This window comes from Saccharopolyspora erythraea NRRL 2338, assembly GCF_000062885.1.
In the GTDB taxonomy this organism is placed as follows: Bacteria; Actinomycetota; Actinomycetes; order Mycobacteriales; family Pseudonocardiaceae; genus Saccharopolyspora_D; species Saccharopolyspora_D erythraea.
The window spans coordinates 4,846,831-4,866,912 of record NC_009142.1 but is presented as its reverse complement, the minus strand read 5'-3'; the positions used below and the strand labels follow the sequence as shown (position 1 = coordinate 4,866,912).

Genomic DNA, 20,082 nt, shown 5'->3' with positions numbered 1-20,082 from the left:
CGTTGCCGTCCGAACACGACGTCGTGCAGGTCACCGACCCGTGCGCCCGTCACGGTGAAGGCCCGGTGTGGCATCCGGAGTGGCCAGGGCTCCGCTGGGTCGACATGCTCGCCGGTGACGTCCTGACCCTGGAGCCGACGGGTCAGGTGCACCGGGCCCACGTCGGTTCCGTCGTGGCAGCGCTACGGCCTCGGCGCGGTGGTGGCGCGGTGCTGGCGCTGGAGCGCGGGTTCGCCCTGGGCGACGCCGGGCTGACCGAGATCCGCGCGCTCGGCGACCTGTGGAGCGACCCGGCCGTCAGGATGAACGAGGGCGGCTGCGACCCCGAGGGCCGCTTCTACTGCGGGTCGATGTCCTACACCGCCGAGCCCGGCAGAGGAGGCTTGTACAGATTGGACACCGACGGCACCGTCTCGACGGTGTTCGACGGGGTCACGATCTCCAACGGCCTCGCGTGGAGCCCGGACGGAACGTCGGCCTACTACGTGGACACGCCGACGCAACGGGTCGACGTCTTCGACCACGTCGACGGAACGCTGCGCCGTCGACGGCCGCTCGTCCGCATCGAGCCGGAGCTCGGCGCTCCCGACGGCCTGACCGTCGACGCGGAAGGACATCTGTGGGTCGCGCTGTGGGGTGGCGGTGCGGTGCACCGTTACTCACCCGAAGGCAGGCTGGTCGACCGGATCGGCGTGCCGGCTTCCCAGGTGACAGCCTGCACCTTCGGCGGGCCCGGCCTGACCGACCTGTTCATCACCACATCGCGGGTGGAGGCCGACCTCCGGCGGCACCCGCTGTCGGGCGCGCTGTTCCGCGTGCCGGACGCGGGCATGGGAATGCCGGTCCGCGAGTACGACGGGTAGCGGGGACCGGCCGATCCGGGGACGCCGAACCCGGTCACGGCAGAACCGTCGAGGGGCGGGACAACGTCGAAGCCCGCTAGATGCGTGTCAGCGTTCGCGCTGTGCGACGAGAACCACGGTGGGGCCGCTGTGTTCGTCGGCGGGAAGCCGGAGCTCGGCCGTGGGCCGCAGCCCGGCCTGCTCGACCAGCGCGGCGAGCTGAACGGGCTGCCACCGGTAGGTCGTCCAGCGGACCGGGACCCCTCCGTAGGCTTCGGTGCGCAGCAGGTCGCCGTCGCCGACGTGCGTCGCGATGATCAGCTGCCCCTCCGGCACCAAAGCCCTGGCGAAGGACGACAGCACCCGCGGCAGGACGTGCCGAGGCAGGTTGAACAACGACCACCAGCCCAGCAGACCGCCCCACGACGCCTCGGCCAGATCGAGGTCGGTCGACGACCCGACGCTGAACGTGCACTCCGGATGGAGGCGGCGCGCGTGCTCGATCATGCGGGGCGACAGGTCCACCCCCGCGACGTCGACGCCGCGTTCGGCCAGATAGGCGGTGACCGTGCCCGGTCCGCAGCCGATGTCGAGAACGGGTCCCAGCCCGCCGACCGCGTCGGCGAACACGTCCATCGCGGCACGGAGCCACGGGTGGGTGCGGATGTCGCCGACGCCCGTCGTCGCCACCATGTCCACGTAGTTGTCGGCCACGCGGTCGTAGGAATCGCGAACGACATCAAGATCGGCAGGCTGAGGCACCGGACCCGAATTCATGGCCGCGACTCTAGGGCACGAAGAACACGGCGCTCTTGAGGTCGTGCTCGGCCGGGAACATCCTCCGAAGCCCCGGTCCGTCGTGCGCGGCCCCCGGGACCAGAAGATCATTTGTGTGTTCGTGCTCATGTGTTGTGGCGGAACCGGCGCGCAAGAGCGACGTTGTAGCTCGGAGCGAGGGGGTTCGCGGATGGTGGAACCGGCGGTACCGCTGATGACCGGCAGTGCGGTGGCGTGCGGTCGCGAGTGGGCGAGCAGCGCTCACCGGCCGCCGGCCGGGCTGTTGACACCCGCGGAGCCGGCATGACCGGCCGGCCGCGGGTCTGGGCGCTGCTCGCGCACGCCGCCCTGACCCAGCTCATCACCTTCGTGCTCCGGCCCGCGATGTCGTACCGGGCGCTGGAACTGGAGGTCCCCGCCTCCTGGCTCGGTCTGCTCTCGGGCACCTTCGCCCTGGTGCCGCTGGTGCTCGCGCTGCCGGCCGGGCACGTCGTGGACCGGATCGGGGAGCGCCGCGTGATGGTCGCGGGCAGCCTGCTGATGTGCGCGGCGGGTGCGGTGCTGCTGTCGCTCGGTGGCAGCGTGCCGGGGCTGCTGGCCGGCAGCGTCGTGCTCGGCACCGCGCACCTGGGGGCGGTCGTCGCACAGCAGGCGCTGGTGGCCAACACCTCCGGATCCGGGCGGATGGACACGGCGTTCGGCTACTACACCTTCGCCGCCTCGCTGGGGCAGGCGGCGGGCCCGGGACTGATCGTCCTGTTCGGAGGCTCCCAGGCGATTCCCGACACCACGCCGATCTTCCAGGGCGCCACGGCGATCGCGGTCGTGCTGTTCGCGCTGTCCTTCGCCGTCGGGTCCGGCGGTGCCCCGCGCCGTCCGGAGACCGCAGAACGCGTCGGCGTCCGCACGCTGCTGCGATTGCCGGGCCTGGGCCGGGCGCTGTTCACCAGCTGCGTCGTGCTGGCCGCGGTGGACATCTCACTGGTCTACCTGCCCGCGCTGGGCGCCGAACGGGACATCGCGTCCGGGCTGATCGGCGCGCTGCTCGTCCTGCGCGCGGCGGCGTCGATGGTTTCGAGGCTGTTCCTCGGCAGGCTGGCGGCCCGGCTCGGCCGCCGCCGGCTGCTGGTGCTGAGCGTGCTGATGTCGGCCGCGGGCCTGGCGGTCGCGGCGGCCCCGGTGCCGGCCTGGCTGCTGGCCACCGCCGTCACCGCCGCCGGTTTCGGCCTCGGCGTCGGCCAGCCGCTGACGATGTCGTGGCTGGCCGAGTCCGCCCCGACGGGCACCAGGGGGCTGGCGATGTCGTTGCGGCTGACCGGCAACCGCGCCGGTCAGGTCGTCGTCCCGGGCGCGGTGGGCCTGGTCGCGGCGGGGCTCGGCGCGGCGGGAGTCCTGTTCGTCACGGCGGTGGGCCTGGCATGGACCGGGTTCCTGGCGCGGAAGCTGTCGGTGGACCGGCCTCCGCAGGACTGACGTCACGGCTCACCGCTGCCGCCCGTCGGTGCGCGCCATCCGGCGGACGACGTAGGGCAGCGTGCCGCCGTGGCGCAGGTAGTCGATCTCGTGCCGGGTGTCCAGCCGAAGGTGGAGGTCGAACCCGTCCTCGGTGCCGTCGCGGCGCCGGATGGTGAGGCGCACCGCGTTGATGCCGGGCTCCAGCCGGTCGAGGCCGGTGAGGGCGAGTTCGTCCTCACCGGTGAGCTCGCAGTCCCGGGCGCCGCGGCCGGGTGGGAACTGCAGCGGCAGCACCCCCATGCCGATGAGGTTGCCGCGGTGGATGCGTTCGAAGCTTTCGGCGATCACCGCTCGCACGCCGAGCAGCGCTTGCGCCTTGGCCGCCCAGTTGCGGCTGGAGCCCGCGCCGTAGTTGCGTCCGGCGACCACGACGAGCGGGACGCCGGCCTGCTGGTAGGTCCGCGCCGCTTCGAACACCGGCAGCACGCGGTCACCGTCGAGGGTGCGGGCCCACGCTCCGCGGCGGGTGTCGTCGGGTGGGAGCAGGAGGTTGGTCACCGTCGGGTTGGTGAAGGCTCCGCGCAGCATCACCTCGTGGTTGCTGCGGCGGGTCGAGTACTGGTTGAGGTCCTGCGGCCGGACACCGCGTTCCAGCAGGTACCGCCCGGCCGCGCCGGCGCGGGGGATGGCACCGGCCGGTGAGATGTGGTCGGTGGTGACGTCGTCGCCGAGGTGCAGCAGCACGCGCCCGTGCGTCAAGCCGAGCTCCGATCCGGCTTCGGCGGGCAGACCGGTGAGGTAGGGCGGGCGCCGGATGTAGGTCGAAGCGGGGTCCCAGTCGAACCGGACGCCTTCGCTGAAGGGCAGCGCCCGCCAGTGCGAGGTGCCTTCCCGCAGCGTTTCGGCGTTGCGGCGGAACATGTCGCGGCGCACGGCCCGGTCGACGACCTGCCGGACCTCGTCGTCGCCGGGCCACAGGTCGCGCAGGTGCACCGGGTTGCCGTCGTGGTCGTGGCCGAGGGCGGTGGTCTCGAAGTCGTGGGTGACGGTGCCTGCCAGGGCGTAGGCCACCACCAGGGGCGGGGACGCGAGGTAGGCGAGCGAGATCCGGGGGTTGATCCGCCCGCCGAAGTTGCGGTTGCCCGACACGACGGCAGTCGGCTCGAACCCGTTGCGGACGAGCTGCTCCACGGCCGGGTGCAGCGGCCCGGAGTTGCCGATGCAGGTCATGCACCCGAACCCGGTGATGCCGAACCCGGCCTCGGCCAGCGGCGCGAGCAGCCCGGCCTCGGCCAGGTAGTCCTCGACGACGCGCGAGCCCGGCGACAGGGACGTCTTCACCCACGGCTTGGCCACCAGCCCTCGATCGACGGCCCGCTGGGCGAGCAGCCCGGCCTGCACCATCAGGGCGGGGTTGGCGGTGTTGGTGCAGCTGGTGATCGACGCGATCGCAACCGCTCCCGCGGGAACCGGTTCGTCGAAGCCCCCTTCCACCGGCTCCTGCCGGCCTGCGGCAGTCCGGAACGAGTGGGGCACGCGTGACAACGCGACCCGCTGATGCGGCAGGTGCGGACCCGCGAGGCTGGGCTCGATCGCGTCCAGGTCGAGCGCGACCTCCTCGTCGTAGCGCGGAACGGGGTCTCCGGCGCGGCGGTAGAGACCCTGCGCGCGCAGGTAGGCCGCGACGACGGCGCGCTGCTCAGGCGACCGGGCGGTGAGTTCGAGGTAGCTCATCGCCTCGTCGTCGAAGGGGAAGAACGCGCAGGTCGCCCCGTACTCGGGTGCCATGTTCGAGACCGCGGCCCTGGCCGCCCAGCCGAGTCCGGTCGCCCCCGGGCCGGTGAACTCGACGAACTTGTCCACCACGCCGTGCGCGCGGAGCAGCTCGGTGACGGTGAGCGCCAGGTCGGTCGCGGTCACCCCGCTGCGCAGGCGTCCGGTCAGCCGGACCCCGACCACGGTGGGGAAGCGGATGGCGGTCGGTTCGCCCACCATGGCCGCCTGCGCCTGCAGGCCGCCGACGCCCCAGCCGAGCACGCCGATCGAGTTGACCATCGGGGTGTGGCTGTCGGTGGCGGTCTCGGACGTGGTGCTGGTGTACGTGATCGGACTGCTCAGCTTCCTGCTGCGCCGCACCGGCGTGCCGCTGGCCCCGGTCCTCATCGGCGTCATCCTCGGTCCGCTCGCCGAACGCGAGCTGCGCAGGGCGATGGCCCTCGGCCAGGGCGATCCGGCGGTGCTCCTCGACAGCGCGATCGCGGTGACCCTGTACGCCGTCCTGGCCCCGGCGGTGATCGCCGTGCTCGTGGTGCGCCGCCGGTCCAGGCGGACGGCTGTCCCGGCGTGAGCGCCCGCCCCGCTGCGCTGTCACGGGCCGAGGCCCGCCGCGGCGCGGCTAGCATTGTGCGCGGTACCGGACCGGTGAGGAGAGCATGCCCCCCACGACTGCGATGCAGGTCATCGACCTCGTTCGACGCTCCGCGCTGGAGCGGGGCGCGCACGTGCGCGAGCAGTGGGTGGCCGACTCGCTGGGCATGTCGCGGTCGCCGGTCCGCAAGGCGCTCGCCTACCTCGCCGAGCTCGGCCTGGTCACCCAGGAGCCCAACCGCGGCTACTTCCTGAACCGGTCGGCGGGCGAGCTCGCCAACGTGGACCTCTCGGCAGGCTCCGACGTCGAGGAGGACGCGTACTTCCGGATCGGCGACGACTACCTCTCCGGCCGGTTCACCGGAGAGTTCACCGCCGCCGACGTCTGCCGCGCCTACGACCTGACGTCCCGGCAGGCCGACCGCGTGCTGTCGCGGATGCAGCGCGAGGACCTGATCCGCCGCAGGCCGGGCCGCGGCTGGGAGTTCCAGCACCTGATGTCCACCGCGGAGGCCCACGACCAGAGCTACCGCTTCCGCATGATCGTCGAGCCCGCCGCCCTGCTCGAACCGGGCTTCGCGGTGGACGCCGAGGCGTTCGCCCTGCACCGGCGGCAGCAGGAGGCCCTGCTCCGCGGCGACGCCCTGCTGCTGCCGCGTGGCGAGCTGTTCCGGGTCAACGCCGAGTTCCACGAGATGCTCGTGGCCTGCGCGGGCAACGCCTACCTGCTCGATTCGGTGCGGCGCGTCAACCGGGTGCGCCGGCTGGTCGAGTACCGGCACCAGACCGACCGGCAGCGCCTGGTGCGCCAGGCCGGGGAGCACCTCGAACTGCTCGACCTCCTGGAGGGCGGTCAGCAGGACGCGGCGGCGGGGTTCCTCCGCGACCACCTCGACGCCGTCCGCGAGATCAAGACCCGGCTGCCCTCCGGCCGGGGCGGGGCAGCAGGGAGCTGACGGGTGCTGCGGGTTCGCCGACACCCGCAGCACACCCGCCGGTCGTTCAGCCGCGGCGCACGTCGAGCGTGGCGCAGTGGAAGGACCCGCCGAAGGTCTGGAAGTGCTTGAACGGCAACGGGATCGGTTCGAAGCCCCACTTGCGCAGGTGTGCGGCGAAGTCCGCCTCCTCCGCCTCCACCAGCACGTGCTCCTCGTCCAGCATCAGGACGTTGCAGTGGATCCACTGGCTGGTGTAGTAGAGCGGATGCGCTGCCGGGAGCTGCGACGGCGGCGGAACCAGCACCTCCCACCCGGCGAAGACGTCGGGCAGCCGCGACACCCACGCCTCGTTGACCAGCACCCGCCCCTCGCCCATGGGCAGCAGCGTGGTGTCGATGTGCATCGGGCCGTCGTCGTCGAAGACGTAGCTGAGAACCCGGTACTCCGGACCGAGGTGCCGTTGCAGCCAGCGGACGCCGGCGCGGTTGGTGACGTGGCTGAGCTGGCCGACGACCACCCCGCCGCCGATGCGGACGAAGTCGGCGGCGTCGAACAGCGGCTCGTCCTCGTTGATCACCGGGTCGAACTCGTCGCGGTCCTCGATGCGGTCGTCGCGCCACGTGGTGTCGCGCAGCTGCGGTTTGGGCGCGGCGGTCCAGCGGGCGCCGCGTTCGAAGTAGTCCCGCAGGATCGGCCGGAACGCGAAGGTCTCGAAGTAGCGGGACCGCCACGCCATCGGCGTCTCCACGACGAGGTCGTCGATGGCGAACAGGCTGTCGCGCGGCATCGCCGAGTGGAAGCCGCCGCCGGTGGAGAAGTGCGGTGTGACCACCGGCCGGTGGTGGTCCACCGGCTCCGGGCGGCGAACCACCACGCCCTGGCGTTCCAGGAAGTCGGCCAGGCCGTCCACCTCGCGGCGGGCCAGTTCCACCAGCTCCGCGGGGAAACGGCGGCCCGCCCAGCCCGTCAGCGGTGCACGGCCGTGGCGGGGGACCACCGCCCGCGCGGAAGGGTCCCACTCGGGCACGCGCATGTCGTCGACGATGCCGACGATCACCTCGCGCAGCGGCTCCCATTCGGTGGCCACCCGCACTGGTGACGCGCTCGGTCGTGGCTGCTCCACGACTGGTTCCTGCAACTGCCAAGTGCTCAAAGGAGTCTCCATCCTGACGGCTACCTGCTGCCCGGCCGGGCGGCCAGGGGCGAAGGGATCAGCTGACGGGGTCCGCCAGCGCGGGAACCTGCCGCGTACCGCGCCGCAGGGTGCGCAGCTGCCCGACGGAGGCGTCCAGCGCGCGCACGAGCAGCCGCACGGCCCTTTCCGGGTCCGCGGTGCTGCCGCAGGTGAACGCGTCCACGAACGCCGCGCCGAACTCCGGGTAGGTGTGCACCGACGCGTGCGACTCCGTCAGCAGCGCGAGCACGGTCACGCCCTGCGGCTGGAACCGGTGGGAGCTCATCGCGCACACGGTGGCGCCCGCCGCGGCCAAGGCGTCGCCCAGCGCCCGGCGCAGGAACTCCTCGTCGTCGAGCAGTCCCGGCTCGACCGACACCAGTTCGGCGATCACGTGCCTGCCTGCGAAGCGGTGCTCGCGGTCAGCCATGGTGAGCCACTCCGGTCACCGGCTCGCCGTCGAGTCCCAAGTGGATGGTCGGCAGCGGTGGGAAGCCGTTGAAGCCGACGGTGGCGCAGCTGGCGGTGTACGCGCCCGCGGCGAGCACGTCCACGTGGTCTCCCGCGTGGAGGTCCAGCGGCAGGTGGTAGGTGTTGCGCTCGTACAGCACGTCGTCGCCGTCGCAGGTGGGTCCGGCGAGCACGACCGGCCCGGTGGGCCCGCCGTCGTGCGGCGTCGCCAGCGCGTAGGTGATGAACTCGTCCTCGGTCTCGGTCAGCCCGTTGTGCCTGCCCACGTCCAGGTACACCCAGCGGTGCCGGTGCTCGTAGGCCTTGCGCGACACCAGCACGACCTCGCTGCGCAGCACACCGGCGTCGGCGACCACGGCCCTCCCCGGTTCGAGCACCACCTCCGGCCGCGCCGCGCCGAAGTACCGGTCGAGGTACTCCTCGATCGCGGCCGCGTACTCGGATGGCGGCGGCGCGCCGTCGCGGTAGGCCGCCGGGAACCCGCCGCCGAGGTCCAGCGTCGTCAACCGGACACCCGAGTCGGCCAGCCGGTCCATCAGCCGGGCGGCGGTGGCGATGCCGTGCTCCCACGCACGTGGGTCGAGCTGCTGGGTGCCCACGTGGAACGACACCCCGCGCGGTCTCAGCCCGAGCCGGCCCGCGCGGCGCAGCAACGACTCCGCAAGCTCCGGCTCGCAGCCGAACTTGCGGCCGAACGGCGTGCTCGCCCCGGGCGGCTCGGCGAAGACCCGGCAGAGCACGTCGGCCCCCGGCGCCTCGGCGGACACGTTGACCAGGTCCGGCTCACTGTCCACTGTGAACATTCGAACGCCGAGGCCGTGGACGCGCGCCACGTCCGAGGCCTTCTTGACCGTGTTGCCGTAGGACAGCCGGTCGGGTGCCGCGCCGGCTCGCAGGCACAGCTCCGCCTCGGCCGGACTGGCCACGTCGAACGATGCGCCGAGGCCGGCCAGCAGCGACACCACCTCCGGCGCGGGGTTGGCCTTCACCGCGTAGTGCACGACCGCGCGGGGGAACAGCCCCCGCAGCCGCCGGTAGCGGTGGGCGATCGTCGGCAGGTCCACCACCAGGCACGGCGTCGGGGGCCGGTGGCGGTCCAGGAAACCGCGCAGCCTGCGGTGCACCGCCTCGATGGGTTCGGCCGCCGGATCGGCGGCGAGCAGGTCGTCGATCACGCGCGTCCTCCCTCCGCGGCCACGGCAGCGCCGGGCTCGGGTCCGAGCGGAACGCCTTCGTGGAGCACCCAGGTGGTGCAGTCGTCGCGTTCCGGGTCGTAGACACCGATACGCTCGAACACGCGCAGCGCACCCGTCGGATTGGCGGAGTCCACCGAGAACGCCATCCCGACGTAGCCGCGTTCCCGCGCGACCCGGTCGTTCTCGGCGAGCAGCACCCGGTCCAGGAAACGCCCTCGGAATCCCGGTCGCGTGCCGATGTACTCGACCTTGAGGTCCCGCTGCCCCGTGGTGTGCGGGCTGGCGTCGTGGGCGTAGGACAGCAGGTGCGCCGCCACCACTCCGCGCGCGTCGAGCACTACGAACGACAGCTCGGGCAGGAAGGAGGCGCAGCCGGTGAAGTCGCGCCGCCAGCGCTCCCGGTCGACGTGGCCGTCCTCGTGCTGACCGCTGAACGCGTCGTTGTGCGCCGCGCGCACCGCCTCGTCCAGATCGGTGGTGTAGTGCCGGAGCTCCAGTCCGCCGGGAAGCGACGGCGCCGGCAACGGCGCCACGGTCTCCAGGCGGGAGTAGACCTCGTGGTAATGCAAGCTCGGTCGCAGTCCCCGTCGTGCCAGCAGCTTCCGGTGCGCGTCGTTGTGCTCGGCGCACCACACGCCGACCCGCTGCGGCTGCGGCGAGCGCTGGGCCACCCGCGCCACCGCCCAGTCGAGCAGCCGGCCGCCCAGGCCCTGACCCCGGTGGCCGGGGTGCACGCCTCCCTCGACGTCGCACCGGTTCCCGTCGGCGGTGGGCAGCACGATCGAGCAGCCCACGAGCTCCGGGCCCGCGAAGACGCCCATCGAGTCGGCCTCGTCGACACCCGGAGCGGTCAGGTTTCGGACGAACTCGGCGGTTTCCACGTGGTCCACCGGCCGGTCCCGGTGCGGGATGGCGCGCATCAACGCCGCCCACGCCAGCGCGTCGGCGGCCCGCAGCGTCCGCCACGTCAGCTCAGGCATCCTGCTTGCTCCGCTGCTCGTCGGCCGGGGTGCGGGGCTGGACGACCAGTCGCGGGCCGCTGCCGGCTGCTGCCGCCTGCCGCGGATCCGCCGCGTCGGCGGGAGGACGACCCGCAGGCTGGTCGTAGGAGTAGCGGTTGAGGTGCATCACCAGGCAGGACAGGTCGGCGCCGCCCTTGTGGTACTCGCTGAGGTCGATGTGGGCGACGTCGAGTCCGTGCGCGTCGGCGATCGCGGCCAGCTCGTCGTTCTTGGCGCGCTCCAGCCGGTGCTCCTCGGTGCCCGGGCGCATGCCGTGCAGGTTCGAGCCGTTGACCACCGTGCGGTCCAGCCGCACCGAGTTGCACAGGCCGATGCGGCTGGATGCCATCGACACGTCGATGATCTCGGTGTGCCGGGCGAGCTCGTCCAGCTCGCGCTTCGTGAACGCCTCGGTGCAGACCAGCGTGTGCTCGCGCGTCAGCGGGAAGACGCAGCAGTCGAGGTGGTACAGGTAGGGATCGGTCATCTCCACGCGCACGATCCGCATGTCGAAGGTCCGCTCGAACCAGTCGTGGACCGCCGGGTCCGAGCGCATCCCCCAGCCGCCGACGTAGACGTTGCCGTGCAGGTGCTTGAGGTCCGCCTCGCCCTCGAAGCGGTGCGGTGCCACGTGCGTGCGGTAGCCCATCGACTCGAAGAAGCCGACGCCGACCTCGGTCTCGCCGCGCCGGGGCGCGGAGGTGAAGCTGGAGACCACCACGTCGTTGCCGTCGGGCAGGTGGTCCAGGGCGATGCCCAGGTTCGCGGTGAACACGAGGTCCTGCAGACCGCTCGTGCGCGGTGTCGGCAGCATGTAGACCAGCGCGTGCGCGGCCATGCACGCCTGCAGCCGCAGGAACTGCGCCATCGCGCGGTGGTGGTCCACGGGGCGCTCCCGTTCCGGGTACTCCCGCATCCAGATGTTGTTCGGCACCTCGGTGCTGAACGAGAACGGGGCGTTGAGCAGGAACGCGGGGTGGCGCAGCCGGGTCGGGTTCGCCGGCGCCGCGCCGCGGGCGGGTGCCGGCCGGGCGTCCTCGGACAGCATCGTCATGCGCTTCTCCTGTCGTTGGTAGAGGCGTGCATGCGCACGGGGTGTTCACCGCCGCTGACCGGCGTCGGGGGCGAAGTGCGGGATCCGGTGCGAAAGCGGATCGGTTCGGGTCGCGGAAGAAGTGCGAGCGGATCGGCCGGGCGGTGGAATTGCCCGCTGGTGGCGCCGCCTCTGCCCGCCTACTCGTAAGGCTTTCACCGCGCTGTCTCCGTTTTCCGTGCGTGCGGATGCCTCCTGCGAAGTTATAGGCGATCCCGAACCGCGGCAATGCGCGCCACTCTTCGGAATGACATTCGCGCTTGCCGGTAATGAATGAAAAGAATTCGCCAACCGGGGCGAGGTGAATATTCCCCTTAGCTCAGAAGTGTGGCGGAATCCTCCTCTCGTCGCTCGGGCAACGTTCCCGGTGAGGCGGACTGGATCGGTTCGGTAAGCCCCGGTTGCTGCCGTGGTAGCGGGGAGGGTTCCGTCGAACCTCAACGACGGACAGGTGCGGAAATAGTCCACAATAGAAATTTGCTCCCGCTGGGCGGCGGTGCGATTGGTTCGGGCGACTTCGTGCGGTCGTATCCCGTTTGCGATTTATTCCACCACAGCGGTATCTGAGTGCTTTGCCGTGCGTGGTGTTCGGTCGCCGCGAAAACCTTCAATGGGTAGTGGTTCCGGGCTGCGCGCCGAAAACGCTTTACGGCACCGGCTCGTCGCAGTGGGAGCGCAAGAAGCAGCCCACTCGTCGGGCCGCTGTGCGGTGCGGGACGCGGCGCCACCGTCCTGGCCGGGTCCGGCTGCGCCGAGCCGGAAAGGTTGCGGGACCGCTGGTTCCAGTTGGTACTGCGGCGAAGTCGGCTGCTCGTGGTCGGATGCGGCCATGGGGCACGAACCAAGATTCCTTCGGCAGCAATGATTTTCCTTCCCGAGATCCACTGAGGACATCTGTCGTTGCGCGCGCTGTTACGGCGTGCGCGGCCGGACAGGCCGTGCGACGGTGGGGTCCGGTGCCCATGCGGCGGCGTGCGGGAAGCTCTCTCCGACGCCGGTGGGTCGCCAGGATGTTCGAGGGGGGAATCACTTGGTGGCGCAGGGCGACCACGCTCGCGTCGAGGGCGTCTTCGAGGAGGACGCCCGTGCGCTGGGCGAGCTTCCGGGAGCGGGGACGCTGCTGGAGCGCATGCGGTCGGAGAACTTCCCGGTGGCCGCTGGGCTCCTGCCGCGCCGGGTTCGCCGGCACCTGGGCGCGCTTTACGGCTTCTTCCGCCTCGTCGACTACGCCGGGGACGAAGCGCCCGGTGACCGCGGCACGCTGCTGGACCTGCTGGACGCCGAGCTGGGGCGCTGCTACCAGGGCACGGCGCGGACCCCCGTCCTGCGGATGCTCGGTCCGACCGTCCGCGAGTGCGGGATTCCCCGTGAGCTGATGGCGAAGATGATCGAGGCCAACCGGCAGGACCAGCGCGTCCGGCGATACGAGACGTTCGACGACCTGCGCGACTACTGCGCCCTGTCGGCCAATCCTGTCGGCGAGGCGGTCCTCCACGTGTTCGGGCGGCCCGAACCCGCGCTGATCTCGCTGTCCGACAAGATCTGCACCGCGTTGCAGGTGCTGGAGCACTGCCAGGACATCCGCGAGGACCTCGAGCAGGGACGGGTCTACCTGCCCGCGGAGGACCTGAAGCGCTTCGGCTGCGGTGACGACGACCTGCGCCGGGCGGTGGCCCCGACCAAGCTGCGCGGGCTGATCCGCTTCGAGGTCGGTCGCGCCCGCCGCATGTTGCGCGCGGGTTCTCCCTTGGTCCACCTGCTTTCCGGTCTCGGTTCCGTCGCCGTCGCCGGGTACGTGGCGGGAGGTTTCGCCACGGCCGCGGCGTTCGAGGCCGCGGGCTACGACCCGCTCGCGGTCGACGTGCGGCCGACCCGCCTGCGCACCGCGGGGGAGTGGGCGCGGACGTGGCTGGTGGGGGGTGGGCGATGACGGTCTCTTCGGAACGGATACGCGAGGCATACGCCGAGTGCGAGCGGATCACCGGCGAGCAGGCGCGGAACTTCTCCTACGGGATACGGCTGCTGCCCGGGCCCAAGCGGCGGGCGCTGTCCGCCGTGTACGCCTTCGCCCGGCGGGTCGACGACATCGGCGACGGCGACCTGCCCTGCGAGGAGAAGCTGCGCCGGCTCAAGCAGGCCAGGGTCGCCGTCCACTCGGCCACCGTGGACTCCTCGGATCCGGTCGTGGTGGCACTGGCCGCCACGGCACAGCGGATGCCGATCCCGCTGTCGGCCTTCGACGAGCTGATCGACGGCTGCGAGTCCGACGTGCGCGGCGCGACCTACGACACCTTCGCCGAGCTCGTGCACTACTGCCGCTGCGTGGCGGGATCGGTCGGACGGCTGTCGCTCGGCGTGTTCGGCGCGGCGGACTCCGCCGAGGCGCGACCGCGCGCCGACGCGCTCGGCGTGGCGCTCCAGCTCACCAACATCCTTCGGGACGTCCGGGAGGACTTCGGCAACGGACGCGTGTACCTGCCCGCCGCGGACCTGGAGCGCTTCGGGGTGGGCATGGAGGCCGACCGCCGCGGAGACCTGCGCATCGACGAGCCCGGCTGGAACGCGCTCATCGAGTACCAGGCCCAGCGGGCCGAACTGTGGTACGCCGTCGGCCTGGGGCTGCTGCCGCTGCTGGACAGGCGCAGCCGCGCGTGCTGCGCCGCGATGGCGGGCATCTACCACGAGCTGCTGCACCGCATCGCGGCCGAACCGCACCAGGCGCTGAGCGGCCGGATGTCGTTGCCCGCCTGGAAGAAAGCCGGTGTCGCGGCGCGTTCGCTGGCGGGGCGTGCCCCGTGACCGGCACCGGCGGCGGGAAGGTCGTCGTGGTCGGGGCCGGGCTGGCCGGGATCACGGCCGCGCTCGACTGCGCCGACCGCGGCCACGAGGTCACGCTCCTCGAAGGCCGGCCCCGGCTCGGCGGTGCCACGAGCTCGTTCCAGCGCCAGGACCTGGTCGTCGACACCGGTCAGCACGTCTTCCTGCGTTGCTACTCCGCGTATGCGGCGCTGCTCGGCCGCCTGGGCGTCGCCGACGGGGTCGCGGTCCAGCCGCGTTTCCGGGTCCCCGTGCTGGCGCCGCGTCGGCGGGGATCGGTGTTGCGACGGTGGAGACTTCCCGCCCCGGCTCACCTGGCTCCGGTCCTCTTCGGACACCGCCTGATGACGCTGCCCGAGCGGATTCGGGTGGCGCGCACCGCGATGGCGCTGCGCGCGCTCGACGTCGAGGACCCGGAGCTCGACCGGGCCAGTCTCGGCGACTGGCTGCGCGACCGCGGTGAGACGGAGCGTTCGATCCGGCTGCTGTGGGGCCTGCTCGCGGTCGCCGCGCTCAACGCCCAACCCGACGAGGCATCGATGGCGTTGGCGGCCGTGGTCTTCCGGCGTGGGCTGCTGGACGGCGCGTCCAACGGCGACATCGGGTTCTACCGCCGCCCGCTGGGAGACCTGCACGGCCAGGCGGCGGGGCAAGCTCTCACCGCGGCAGGAGTGGACGTGCGGCTGCGCAGCACGGTCAGCGAAGTGCGCCGCAGCGGCGAGCGTTGGTCGGTGGCGGTCCGCAACGGTGGTGAGATCGGCGCGGACTCGGTGGTGGTCGCAGTGCCGCACCGGCGCGCGGCGCCGTTGCTCTCCGGACTCGGCATGCCGGAGGCGGCGCGGTGGGAGCGGTTGTCGGCCTCGCCCATCGTCAACGTGCACGTCGTCTACGACCGGCACGTCACCGACCTGGACATGGCCGCCGTCGTGGACTCGCCGGTGCAGTTCGTGTTCGACCGCAGCTGTGCCGCGGGTGTGCGGAGGGGGCAGTACCTCGCGATCTCGCTGTCGGCGGCGGACGACTGCCTGGAAACGCGGACCGCGGACCTGCGCGAGGAGTTCCTGCCCGCCCTGCGGGAGTTGTTCCCGCGCGCACGCGACGCACGTGTCCTGGATTTCTTCGTCAGCCGTGAGCCGAACGCCACCTTCCGGCAGGCGCCCGGCACGGGGGCGCTCCGGCCGCCTGCCCGGACCGGCGTGCCCGGGCTGGTGCTCGCGGGCGCGTGGACGGCGACGGGCTGGCCGGACACCACCGAAGGCGCGGTCCGCAGCGGTCACCGGGCGGCCGAGACCGTCGACGCCGACCTGCGCAGAACCCGGCACGACCTGGAGGTGACCGCATGACCTCGACCCTTCCGGCGGCGCTGACCGCGGCGCGGACCGCCGTCGACCCGGAGCTGCGCAAGGTCATCGGCAAGCTCGATCCGGACACCCGCGGTGTGTGCGAGTACCACTTCGGCTGGACCAACGCCGACGGATCGCCGAACGGCGGTGGCGGCAAGGCCCTCCGGCCGGCGCTCGTGCTGCTCTCGGCGCAGGCGGTCGCGCCGAACGGTGCGCAGGCCGTACCCGCCGCGGCGGCGGTGGAGCTGGTGCACAACTTCTCGCTGCTGCACGACGACCTGCTGGACGGCGACACCTCCAGGCGACACCGCCCCACGGCGTGGACGGTGTTCGGGCGCCCGGCCGCGCTGCTGGCAGGCGACGCGCTGCTCGGCCTGGCGACCGAGGTGCTGCTGGACTCGACCTCCGGGGACGCGATCGCGTCGGCGCGGGCGTTGTGCGCGGCGGTGCGGAGCCTGATCGCGGGCCAGAACGCCGATCTCGACTTCGAGCACCGCGCCGACGTCACTCTCGACGAGTGCCTGCACATGGCTGACGAGAAGACCTCGGCGCTGCTGGCGTGCTCGACGTCGATCGGTGCGCTGCACGTCGGCGCCCCGCGCGAGACCGTGGAGCGGCTCCACGCCTTCGGCTCCGAGCTGGGCATGGCGTTCCAGCTCGTCGACGACCTCCTCGGGCTGTGGGGAGACCCCGAGGTCACCGGCAAACCGGTGCTCTCCGATCTGCGCGCCCGCAAGAAGACCGTGCCGATCGTGCACGCGCTCACCTCCGGAACCGAGGCGGGGCGCCGTTTGGGCGAGCTGTACGGCAAGGAGGAACCGCTCACCGAAGCCGAGCTCCGCGAAGCCGCCGACATGGTGCGCCGCGCCGGATCGCAGCAGTGGACGCAGGACGAGTGCGAGCGCCGCCTCGCCGCGGCGCACCAGCACCTGCCCCGGGCCACCGGCAACGCCGAGGCGATCGAGTCGCTGACCGAGCTCGCCGAGTTCATCGTCCGGAGGCAACGTTGACCGAAGAGGTGCTCCAGCGGACCGCCGCGCCGGCCGAGGTCCTGGCCGCCGCCCGTGAACACCTGCTGTCCCTGCAACACGAGCGGGGCTGGTGGAAGGGCGAACTGGAAACCAACGTCACGATGGACGTCGAGGACCTGCTGCTGCGGCGGTTCCTCGGCATCCTCACCACCGCCGAGACCGAGCAGGCCGCGCGCTGGATCCGCTCCCGGCAGCGGGCGGACGGCACGTGGGCCCAGTTCCACGGCGGGCCCGGCGACCTGTCCACCACGGTGGAGGCCTACGTCGGGCTCAAGCTCGCCGGTGACGACGTCGACTCCGAGCACATGGCCGCGGCCCGCGCCTGGATCCTGGAGCGCGGCGGCATCGAGGAGACCCGGGTGTTCACCCGCATCTGGCTGGCGCTGTTCGGCGAATGGTCCTGGGACGACCTTCCCGCCATGCCGCCCGAGCTCGTGCTGCTGCCGCCGTGGGTGCCGCTGAACCTGGCGGACTGGGGCTGCTGGGCGCGGCAGACCATCGTGCCGCTCACCGTCGTGTGCACGTTGCGCCCGCGGCGTGATCTCGGGGTGGGGCTGGCCGAACTGCGCTCCGGACGCCGCCGGAGGAAGGTCCCGAGCCCGTCCTGGGCGGGCGCGTTCCAGGTCCTCGACGGGGCACTGCACGGCTACCAGCGACATCCGCTGAGGGGGTTGCGCGAGCACGCGATGCGCCGCGCCGCGGAGTGGATCGTGGCGCGGCAGGAGGCCGACGGCTCCTGGGGAGGCATCCAGCCGCCGTGGGTGTACTCGCTGCTGGCCCTGCACCTGCTCGGCTATCCGCTCGACCATCCAGTGCTGCGGCAGGGGCTCGCCGGCCTGGAGCGGTTCCTCATCCGCGAGGAGACCCCGGAGGGCACGGTCCGCAGGCTGGAGGCGTGCCAGTCCCCGGTGTGGGACACCGTGCTGAGCATGCAGGCGTTGCGCGACGCCGGACTGGCCGCCGACCACCCGGCGCTGCGGCGGGCCGCGGACTTCGTGCTGGCCGAGGAGATCCGCGTGAAGGGCGACTGGTCGGTCCGCAGACCGGACCTCGCCCCGGGCGGATGGGCGTTCGAGTTCGACAACGACGGCTATCCCGACATCGACGACACCGCCGAGGTCGTGCTGGCGCTGAACCGCGTCGACCACGAGCGCCCGGGCGCGGTCAACGCCGCCATCGACCGCGGAGTGCGCTGGATGTCCGGGATGCAGTCCGCCGACGGCGGATGGGGCGCCTTCGACGCCGACAACACCCGCGAGCTCGTCAACGAGCTGCCGTTCTGCGACTTCGGTGCGGTGATCGACCCGCCGTCGGCGGACGTGACCGCCCACGTCGTGGAGGCGCTGTGCGTGCTCGGCCGCGGCGACGGGGAGGCCGTGCGCCGGGGCGTGCGGTGGCTGCTCGACCACCAGGAACTTGACGGCTCCTGGTTCGGCCGCTGGGGCGCCAACCACGTCTACGGCACCGGCGCGGCCGTTCCGGCGCTGGTGCGCGCGGGTCTGCGGCGCGACCACCTCGCGCTGCGGCGGGCGGTGCGGTGGCTGGAGGTGCACCAGAACGACGACGGCGGCTGGGGCGAGGACCTGCGCTCCTACGACGACCCGGTGTGGGTCGGCAGGGGCAGGTCGACGGCGTCGCAGACGGCGTGGGCGCTGCTGGCCCTGCTGGCCGTGGACCTCCACGACACCGACGCGGTCCGCCGGGGCGTGGGCTTCCTCGCCGAGACCCAGCGCCCGGACGGCACCTGGGACGAGCCGCAGTTCACCGGCACCGGGTTCCCCGGCGACTTCTACATCAACTACCACCTGTACCGCCTGGTGTTCCCGGTGACCGCGCTCGGCCGCTACGAACAGGCGCGGCGCGAGCAGTCGGGCGGCAGCGGATGACGCCGCGACTGCTGGTGTGCGCACCGCTGCGGCTCGAAGCACTCGCGCTGCGGGCGGGGCCTTCGCGGCGCGAGGTCCGGCGGACCGGGTACGGGCCGGTGCGCAGCGCCCGCCGGGCCGCACGCCTGGCCGAGGAGGACGTCGACGCGTTCGCGGTCGCGGGGTTCGCGGGTGGGCTGGGGCGGTCCGTGCGCAGCGGGGACGTGATCGTCGCCAGCGAGGTCCGGGGTCCGCACGGAGCGGTCCGGTGCCCGTCGGCGCGGCTGCTGGCCGACGAGGTCGGGCGCGGGGACCTGTTGGTGCACTGCGGGCCGGTCATCAGCACCGGCCATGTCGTGAGTGACACCGAGCGCGCGGTGCTGGCCGCCTCCGGTGCGCTGGGGGTCGACATGGAGTCGCTGTGGCTCGCCCGCGCCGCCGCCGGGCGGCCGCTTGCGGTCGTGCGCGTGGTCGTCGACACCGCCGACGAGCCGCTCGCCGGCATGGGCACGGTCCGGCGGGGGATCAGGGCGCTCTGCCGTCTCCGCGAGCTCGGCCCCGCACTGGACCGCTGGGCCCGGGCGGTGTGCCCGGAGCCGCCGACCGCCACGGCCGGCCCCGGTACCGAAGGAAACGTCGGGTTCGGCATCGCCAAGGAGGTGCCCGATGGGAATCCCGGTCCGTGAGGCGCTCCGCGTCGGCGCCTATCTGGTCGGGCAGCGGCTCAGACGGCGGGAGAAGTTCGCCCTCACCCTGGAGCTGGAGCCGTTGTTCGCCTGCAACCTCGCCTGCGCGGGGTGCGGCAAGATCCAGCACCCCGCCGGGGTGCTCAAGCAGCGGATGCCGGTGGAGCAGGCGCTGGCGGCGGTCGAGGAGTGCGGCGCGCCCGTGGTGTCGATCGCCGGCGGCGAGCCGCTGATGCACCCGGAGATCGACGTCCTGGTCGCCGAGCTGGTGCGGCGCAAGAAGTTCGTCTACCTGTGCACGAACGCCCTGCTGATGCCTCGCAAGATCGACAAGCTGCGGCCCTCGCCCTACTTCTCGTGGGCGGTGCACATCGACGGGCTGGAGCAGCGCCACGACGAGTCGGTGTGCAAGCAGGGCGTGTTCGCCCAGGCCGTGGACAACGTGCGGGAGGCGCAGCGGCGCGGGTTCCGGGTGACCACAAACAGCACTTTCTTCACCAGCGACACACCGGCATCGGTGATCGAGGTCCTCAACTTCCTCAACGACGAGCTGCGGGTGGACCGCATGATGCTGTCGCCGGCCTACGCCTACGACAAGGCGCCCGACCAGGAGCACTTCCTCGGGGTGGCCGAAACCAGGGAGCTGTTCTCCAAGGTCTTCGCCGACGGCCGCCGCCGGCGCTGGCGGTTCAACCACTCGCCGCGGTTCCTGGACTTCCTGGCCGGCGACGTCGACTTCGCCTGCACCGCGTGGGCGATCCCGTCGTACTCGCTGTACGGATGGCAGCGGCCCTGCTACCTGATGTCGGACGGCTACGCCCAGACCTACCGGGAGCTGCTGGAGGAGACCGACTGGTCGGCCTACGGCCCGGGGCCACGACCCGCGGTGCGCCAACTGCATGGCCCACTGCGGCTACGAGCCGACCGCGGTGCTGGCCACGATGGGGTCCCTGCGGGAGTCGATTCGCGCACTCCGGTCCTGAAGGGGCTGGACACGAGCCCGTGACCCCGTACAGTGGTCCGCGA

17 protein-coding genes and 1 pseudogene are annotated in these 20,082 nt (G+C 72.3%); 11 read left to right on the top strand and 7 right to left on the bottom strand.

Annotated elements, in window-relative coordinates; translation table 11 throughout:
• The first annotated feature begins 2 nt into the window (after positions 1-2).
• Positions 3-863 carry an SMP-30/gluconolactonase/LRE family protein gene (locus SACE_RS21055; protein WP_009942875.1) on the top strand — a complete coding sequence of 287 codons (861 nt, stop codon included), beginning with the start codon at positions 3-5 and terminating at the stop codon, positions 861-863.
• 87 nt (positions 864-950) lie between these two features.
• Here SACE_RS21055 and SACE_RS21050 read toward each other — a convergent pair whose 3' ends face one another.
• Positions 951-1,619 (bottom strand): class I SAM-dependent methyltransferase, encoded by a 669-nt coding sequence (locus SACE_RS21050; RefSeq protein ID WP_173401317.1) that lies wholly within the window; start codon positions 1,617-1,619, stop codon positions 951-953.
• A gap of 303 nt (positions 1,620-1,922) precedes the next feature.
• On the opposite strand from SACE_RS21050, the gene SACE_RS21045 reads away from it, so the two are divergent.
• A complete protein-coding gene (locus tag SACE_RS21045; RefSeq protein ID WP_009942877.1) occupies positions 1,923-3,092 on the top strand; it encodes an MFS transporter in 1,170 nt (389 codons plus the stop codon).
• Positions 3,093-3,101: 9 nt separating this feature from the next.
• Here SACE_RS21045 and acnA read toward each other — a convergent pair whose 3' ends face one another.
• The gene (gene acnA, locus SACE_RS21040) at positions 3,102-5,129 is read right to left on the bottom strand and encodes an aconitate hydratase (RefSeq protein ID WP_197537701.1); all 2,028 of its coding nucleotides are present in this window, start codon (positions 5,127-5,129) and stop codon (positions 3,102-3,104) included.
• Here acnA and SACE_RS21035 point away from each other — a divergent pair.
• Together SACE_RS21035 and SACE_RS21030 are read left to right on the top strand one after the other, a co-directional pair.
• Positions 5,122-5,421 (top strand): hypothetical protein, encoded by a 300-nt coding sequence (locus SACE_RS21035; RefSeq protein ID WP_193755469.1) that lies wholly within the window; start codon positions 5,122-5,124, stop codon positions 5,419-5,421. The two genes, acnA and SACE_RS21035, sit on opposite strands and share 8 nt — an antisense overlap.
• A gap of 85 nt (positions 5,422-5,506) precedes the next feature.
• Positions 5,507-6,397, top strand: a complete 891-nt coding sequence (locus SACE_RS21030) for an FCD domain-containing protein (RefSeq protein ID WP_231849715.1) — start codon at positions 5,507-5,509, stop codon at positions 6,395-6,397.
• Positions 6,398-6,443: 46 nt separating this feature from the next.
• Here the strand turns inward: SACE_RS21030 and SACE_RS21025 are convergent, their stop codons facing one another.
• The 5 genes from SACE_RS21025 to SACE_RS21005 all read right to left on the bottom strand — a co-directional run bounded on the left by SACE_RS21025 (position 6,444) and on the right by SACE_RS21005 (position 11,275).
• Positions 6,444-7,502, bottom strand: coding sequence for an amidinotransferase (locus SACE_RS21025; RefSeq protein WP_011874310.1), 1,059 nt, complete (start codon positions 7,500-7,502; stop codon positions 6,444-6,446).
• 88 nt (positions 7,503-7,590) lie between these two features.
• Entirely contained in the window at positions 7,591-7,983 is a 393-nt protein-coding gene (gene speD / locus SACE_RS21020; protein ID WP_009942885.1) for an adenosylmethionine decarboxylase, read from the bottom strand.
• The gene (locus SACE_RS21015; protein ID WP_009942886.1) at positions 7,976-9,199 is read right to left on the bottom strand and encodes a type III PLP-dependent enzyme; all 1,224 of its coding nucleotides are present in this window, start codon (positions 9,197-9,199) and stop codon (positions 7,976-7,978) included. Before SACE_RS21015 ends, speD begins: the two co-directional genes overlap by 8 nt.
• The gene (locus SACE_RS21010; protein ID WP_009942887.1) at positions 9,196-10,200 is read right to left on the bottom strand and encodes a GNAT family N-acetyltransferase; all 1,005 of its coding nucleotides are present in this window, start codon (positions 10,198-10,200) and stop codon (positions 9,196-9,198) included. Before SACE_RS21010 ends, SACE_RS21015 begins: the two co-directional genes overlap by 4 nt.
• Positions 10,193-11,275, bottom strand: a complete 1,083-nt coding sequence (locus SACE_RS21005; RefSeq protein WP_009942888.1) for a dimethylarginine dimethylaminohydrolase family protein — start codon at positions 11,273-11,275, stop codon at positions 10,193-10,195. Before SACE_RS21005 ends, SACE_RS21010 begins: the two co-directional genes overlap by 8 nt.
• A gap of 1,072 nt (positions 11,276-12,347) precedes the next feature.
• On the opposite strand from SACE_RS21005, the gene hpnC reads away from it, so the two are divergent.
• The 7 genes and pseudogenes from hpnC to hpnH all read left to right on the top strand — a co-directional run bounded on the left by hpnC (position 12,348) and on the right by hpnH (position 20,039).
• Positions 12,348-13,244, top strand: coding sequence for a squalene synthase HpnC (hpnC, locus tag SACE_RS21000; protein WP_011874308.1), 897 nt, complete (start codon positions 12,348-12,350; stop codon positions 13,242-13,244).
• Entirely contained in the window at positions 13,241-14,113 is an 873-nt protein-coding gene (gene hpnD, locus SACE_RS20995; RefSeq protein WP_009942891.1) for a presqualene diphosphate synthase HpnD, read from the top strand. The genes hpnC and hpnD overlap by 4 nt, the downstream gene beginning before the upstream one ends.
• Positions 14,110-15,474, top strand: coding sequence for a hydroxysqualene dehydroxylase HpnE (gene hpnE, locus SACE_RS20990; RefSeq protein WP_009942892.1), 1,365 nt, complete (start codon positions 14,110-14,112; stop codon positions 15,472-15,474). Before hpnD ends, hpnE begins: the two co-directional genes overlap by 4 nt.
• Entirely contained in the window at positions 15,471-16,484 is a 1,014-nt protein-coding gene (locus SACE_RS20985; protein ID WP_009942893.1) for a polyprenyl synthetase family protein, read from the top strand. Before hpnE ends, SACE_RS20985 begins: the two co-directional genes overlap by 4 nt.
• The gene (gene shc / locus SACE_RS20980; RefSeq protein ID WP_009942896.1) at positions 16,481-18,391 is read left to right on the top strand and encodes a squalene--hopene cyclase; all 1,911 of its coding nucleotides are present in this window, start codon (positions 16,481-16,483) and stop codon (positions 18,389-18,391) included. The genes SACE_RS20985 and shc overlap by 4 nt, the downstream gene beginning before the upstream one ends.
• On the top strand, positions 18,388-19,056 hold the full coding sequence (locus SACE_RS20975) for a phosphorylase family protein (protein WP_011874305.1): 669 nt from the start codon (positions 18,388-18,390) through the stop codon (positions 19,054-19,056). Before shc ends, SACE_RS20975 begins: the two co-directional genes overlap by 4 nt.
• Positions 19,037-20,039: pseudogene (gene hpnH / locus SACE_RS20970) on the top strand (adenosyl-hopene transferase HpnH). Before SACE_RS20975 ends, hpnH begins: the two are co-directional and overlap by 20 nt.
• The last annotated feature ends 43 nt before the right edge of the window (positions 20,040-20,082 follow it).

Coding starts and splice junctions, on each gene's coding strand:
- SACE_RS21010 (WP_009942887.1), bottom strand. CDS start 10,200: ATGCCTGAGCTGACGTGGCGGACGCTGCGGGCCGCCGACGCGCTGGCG.
- speD (WP_009942885.1), bottom strand. CDS start 7,983: ATGGCTGACCGCGAGCACCGCTTCGCAGGCAGGCACGTGATCGCCGAA.
- acnA (WP_197537701.1), bottom strand. CDS start 5,129: ATGGTCAACTCGATCGGCGTGCTCGGCTGGGGCGTCGGCGGCCTGCAG.
- SACE_RS20975 (WP_011874305.1), top strand. CDS start 18,388: ATGACGCCGCGACTGCTGGTGTGCGCACCGCTGCGGCTCGAAGCACTC.
- SACE_RS21050 (WP_173401317.1), bottom strand. CDS start 1,619: ATGAATTCGGGTCCGGTGCCTCAGCCTGCCGATCTTGATGTCGTTCGC.
- SACE_RS21005 (WP_009942888.1), bottom strand. CDS start 11,275: ATGACGATGCTGTCCGAGGACGCCCGGCCGGCACCCGCCCGCGGCGCG.
- hpnD (WP_009942891.1), top strand. CDS start 13,241: ATGACGGTCTCTTCGGAACGGATACGCGAGGCATACGCCGAGTGCGAG.
- SACE_RS21045 (WP_009942877.1), top strand. CDS start 1,923: ATGACCGGCCGGCCGCGGGTCTGGGCGCTGCTCGCGCACGCCGCCCTG.
- SACE_RS21030 (WP_231849715.1), top strand. CDS start 5,507: ATGCCCCCCACGACTGCGATGCAGGTCATCGACCTCGTTCGACGCTCC.
- SACE_RS20985 (WP_009942893.1), top strand. CDS start 15,471: ATGACCTCGACCCTTCCGGCGGCGCTGACCGCGGCGCGGACCGCCGTC.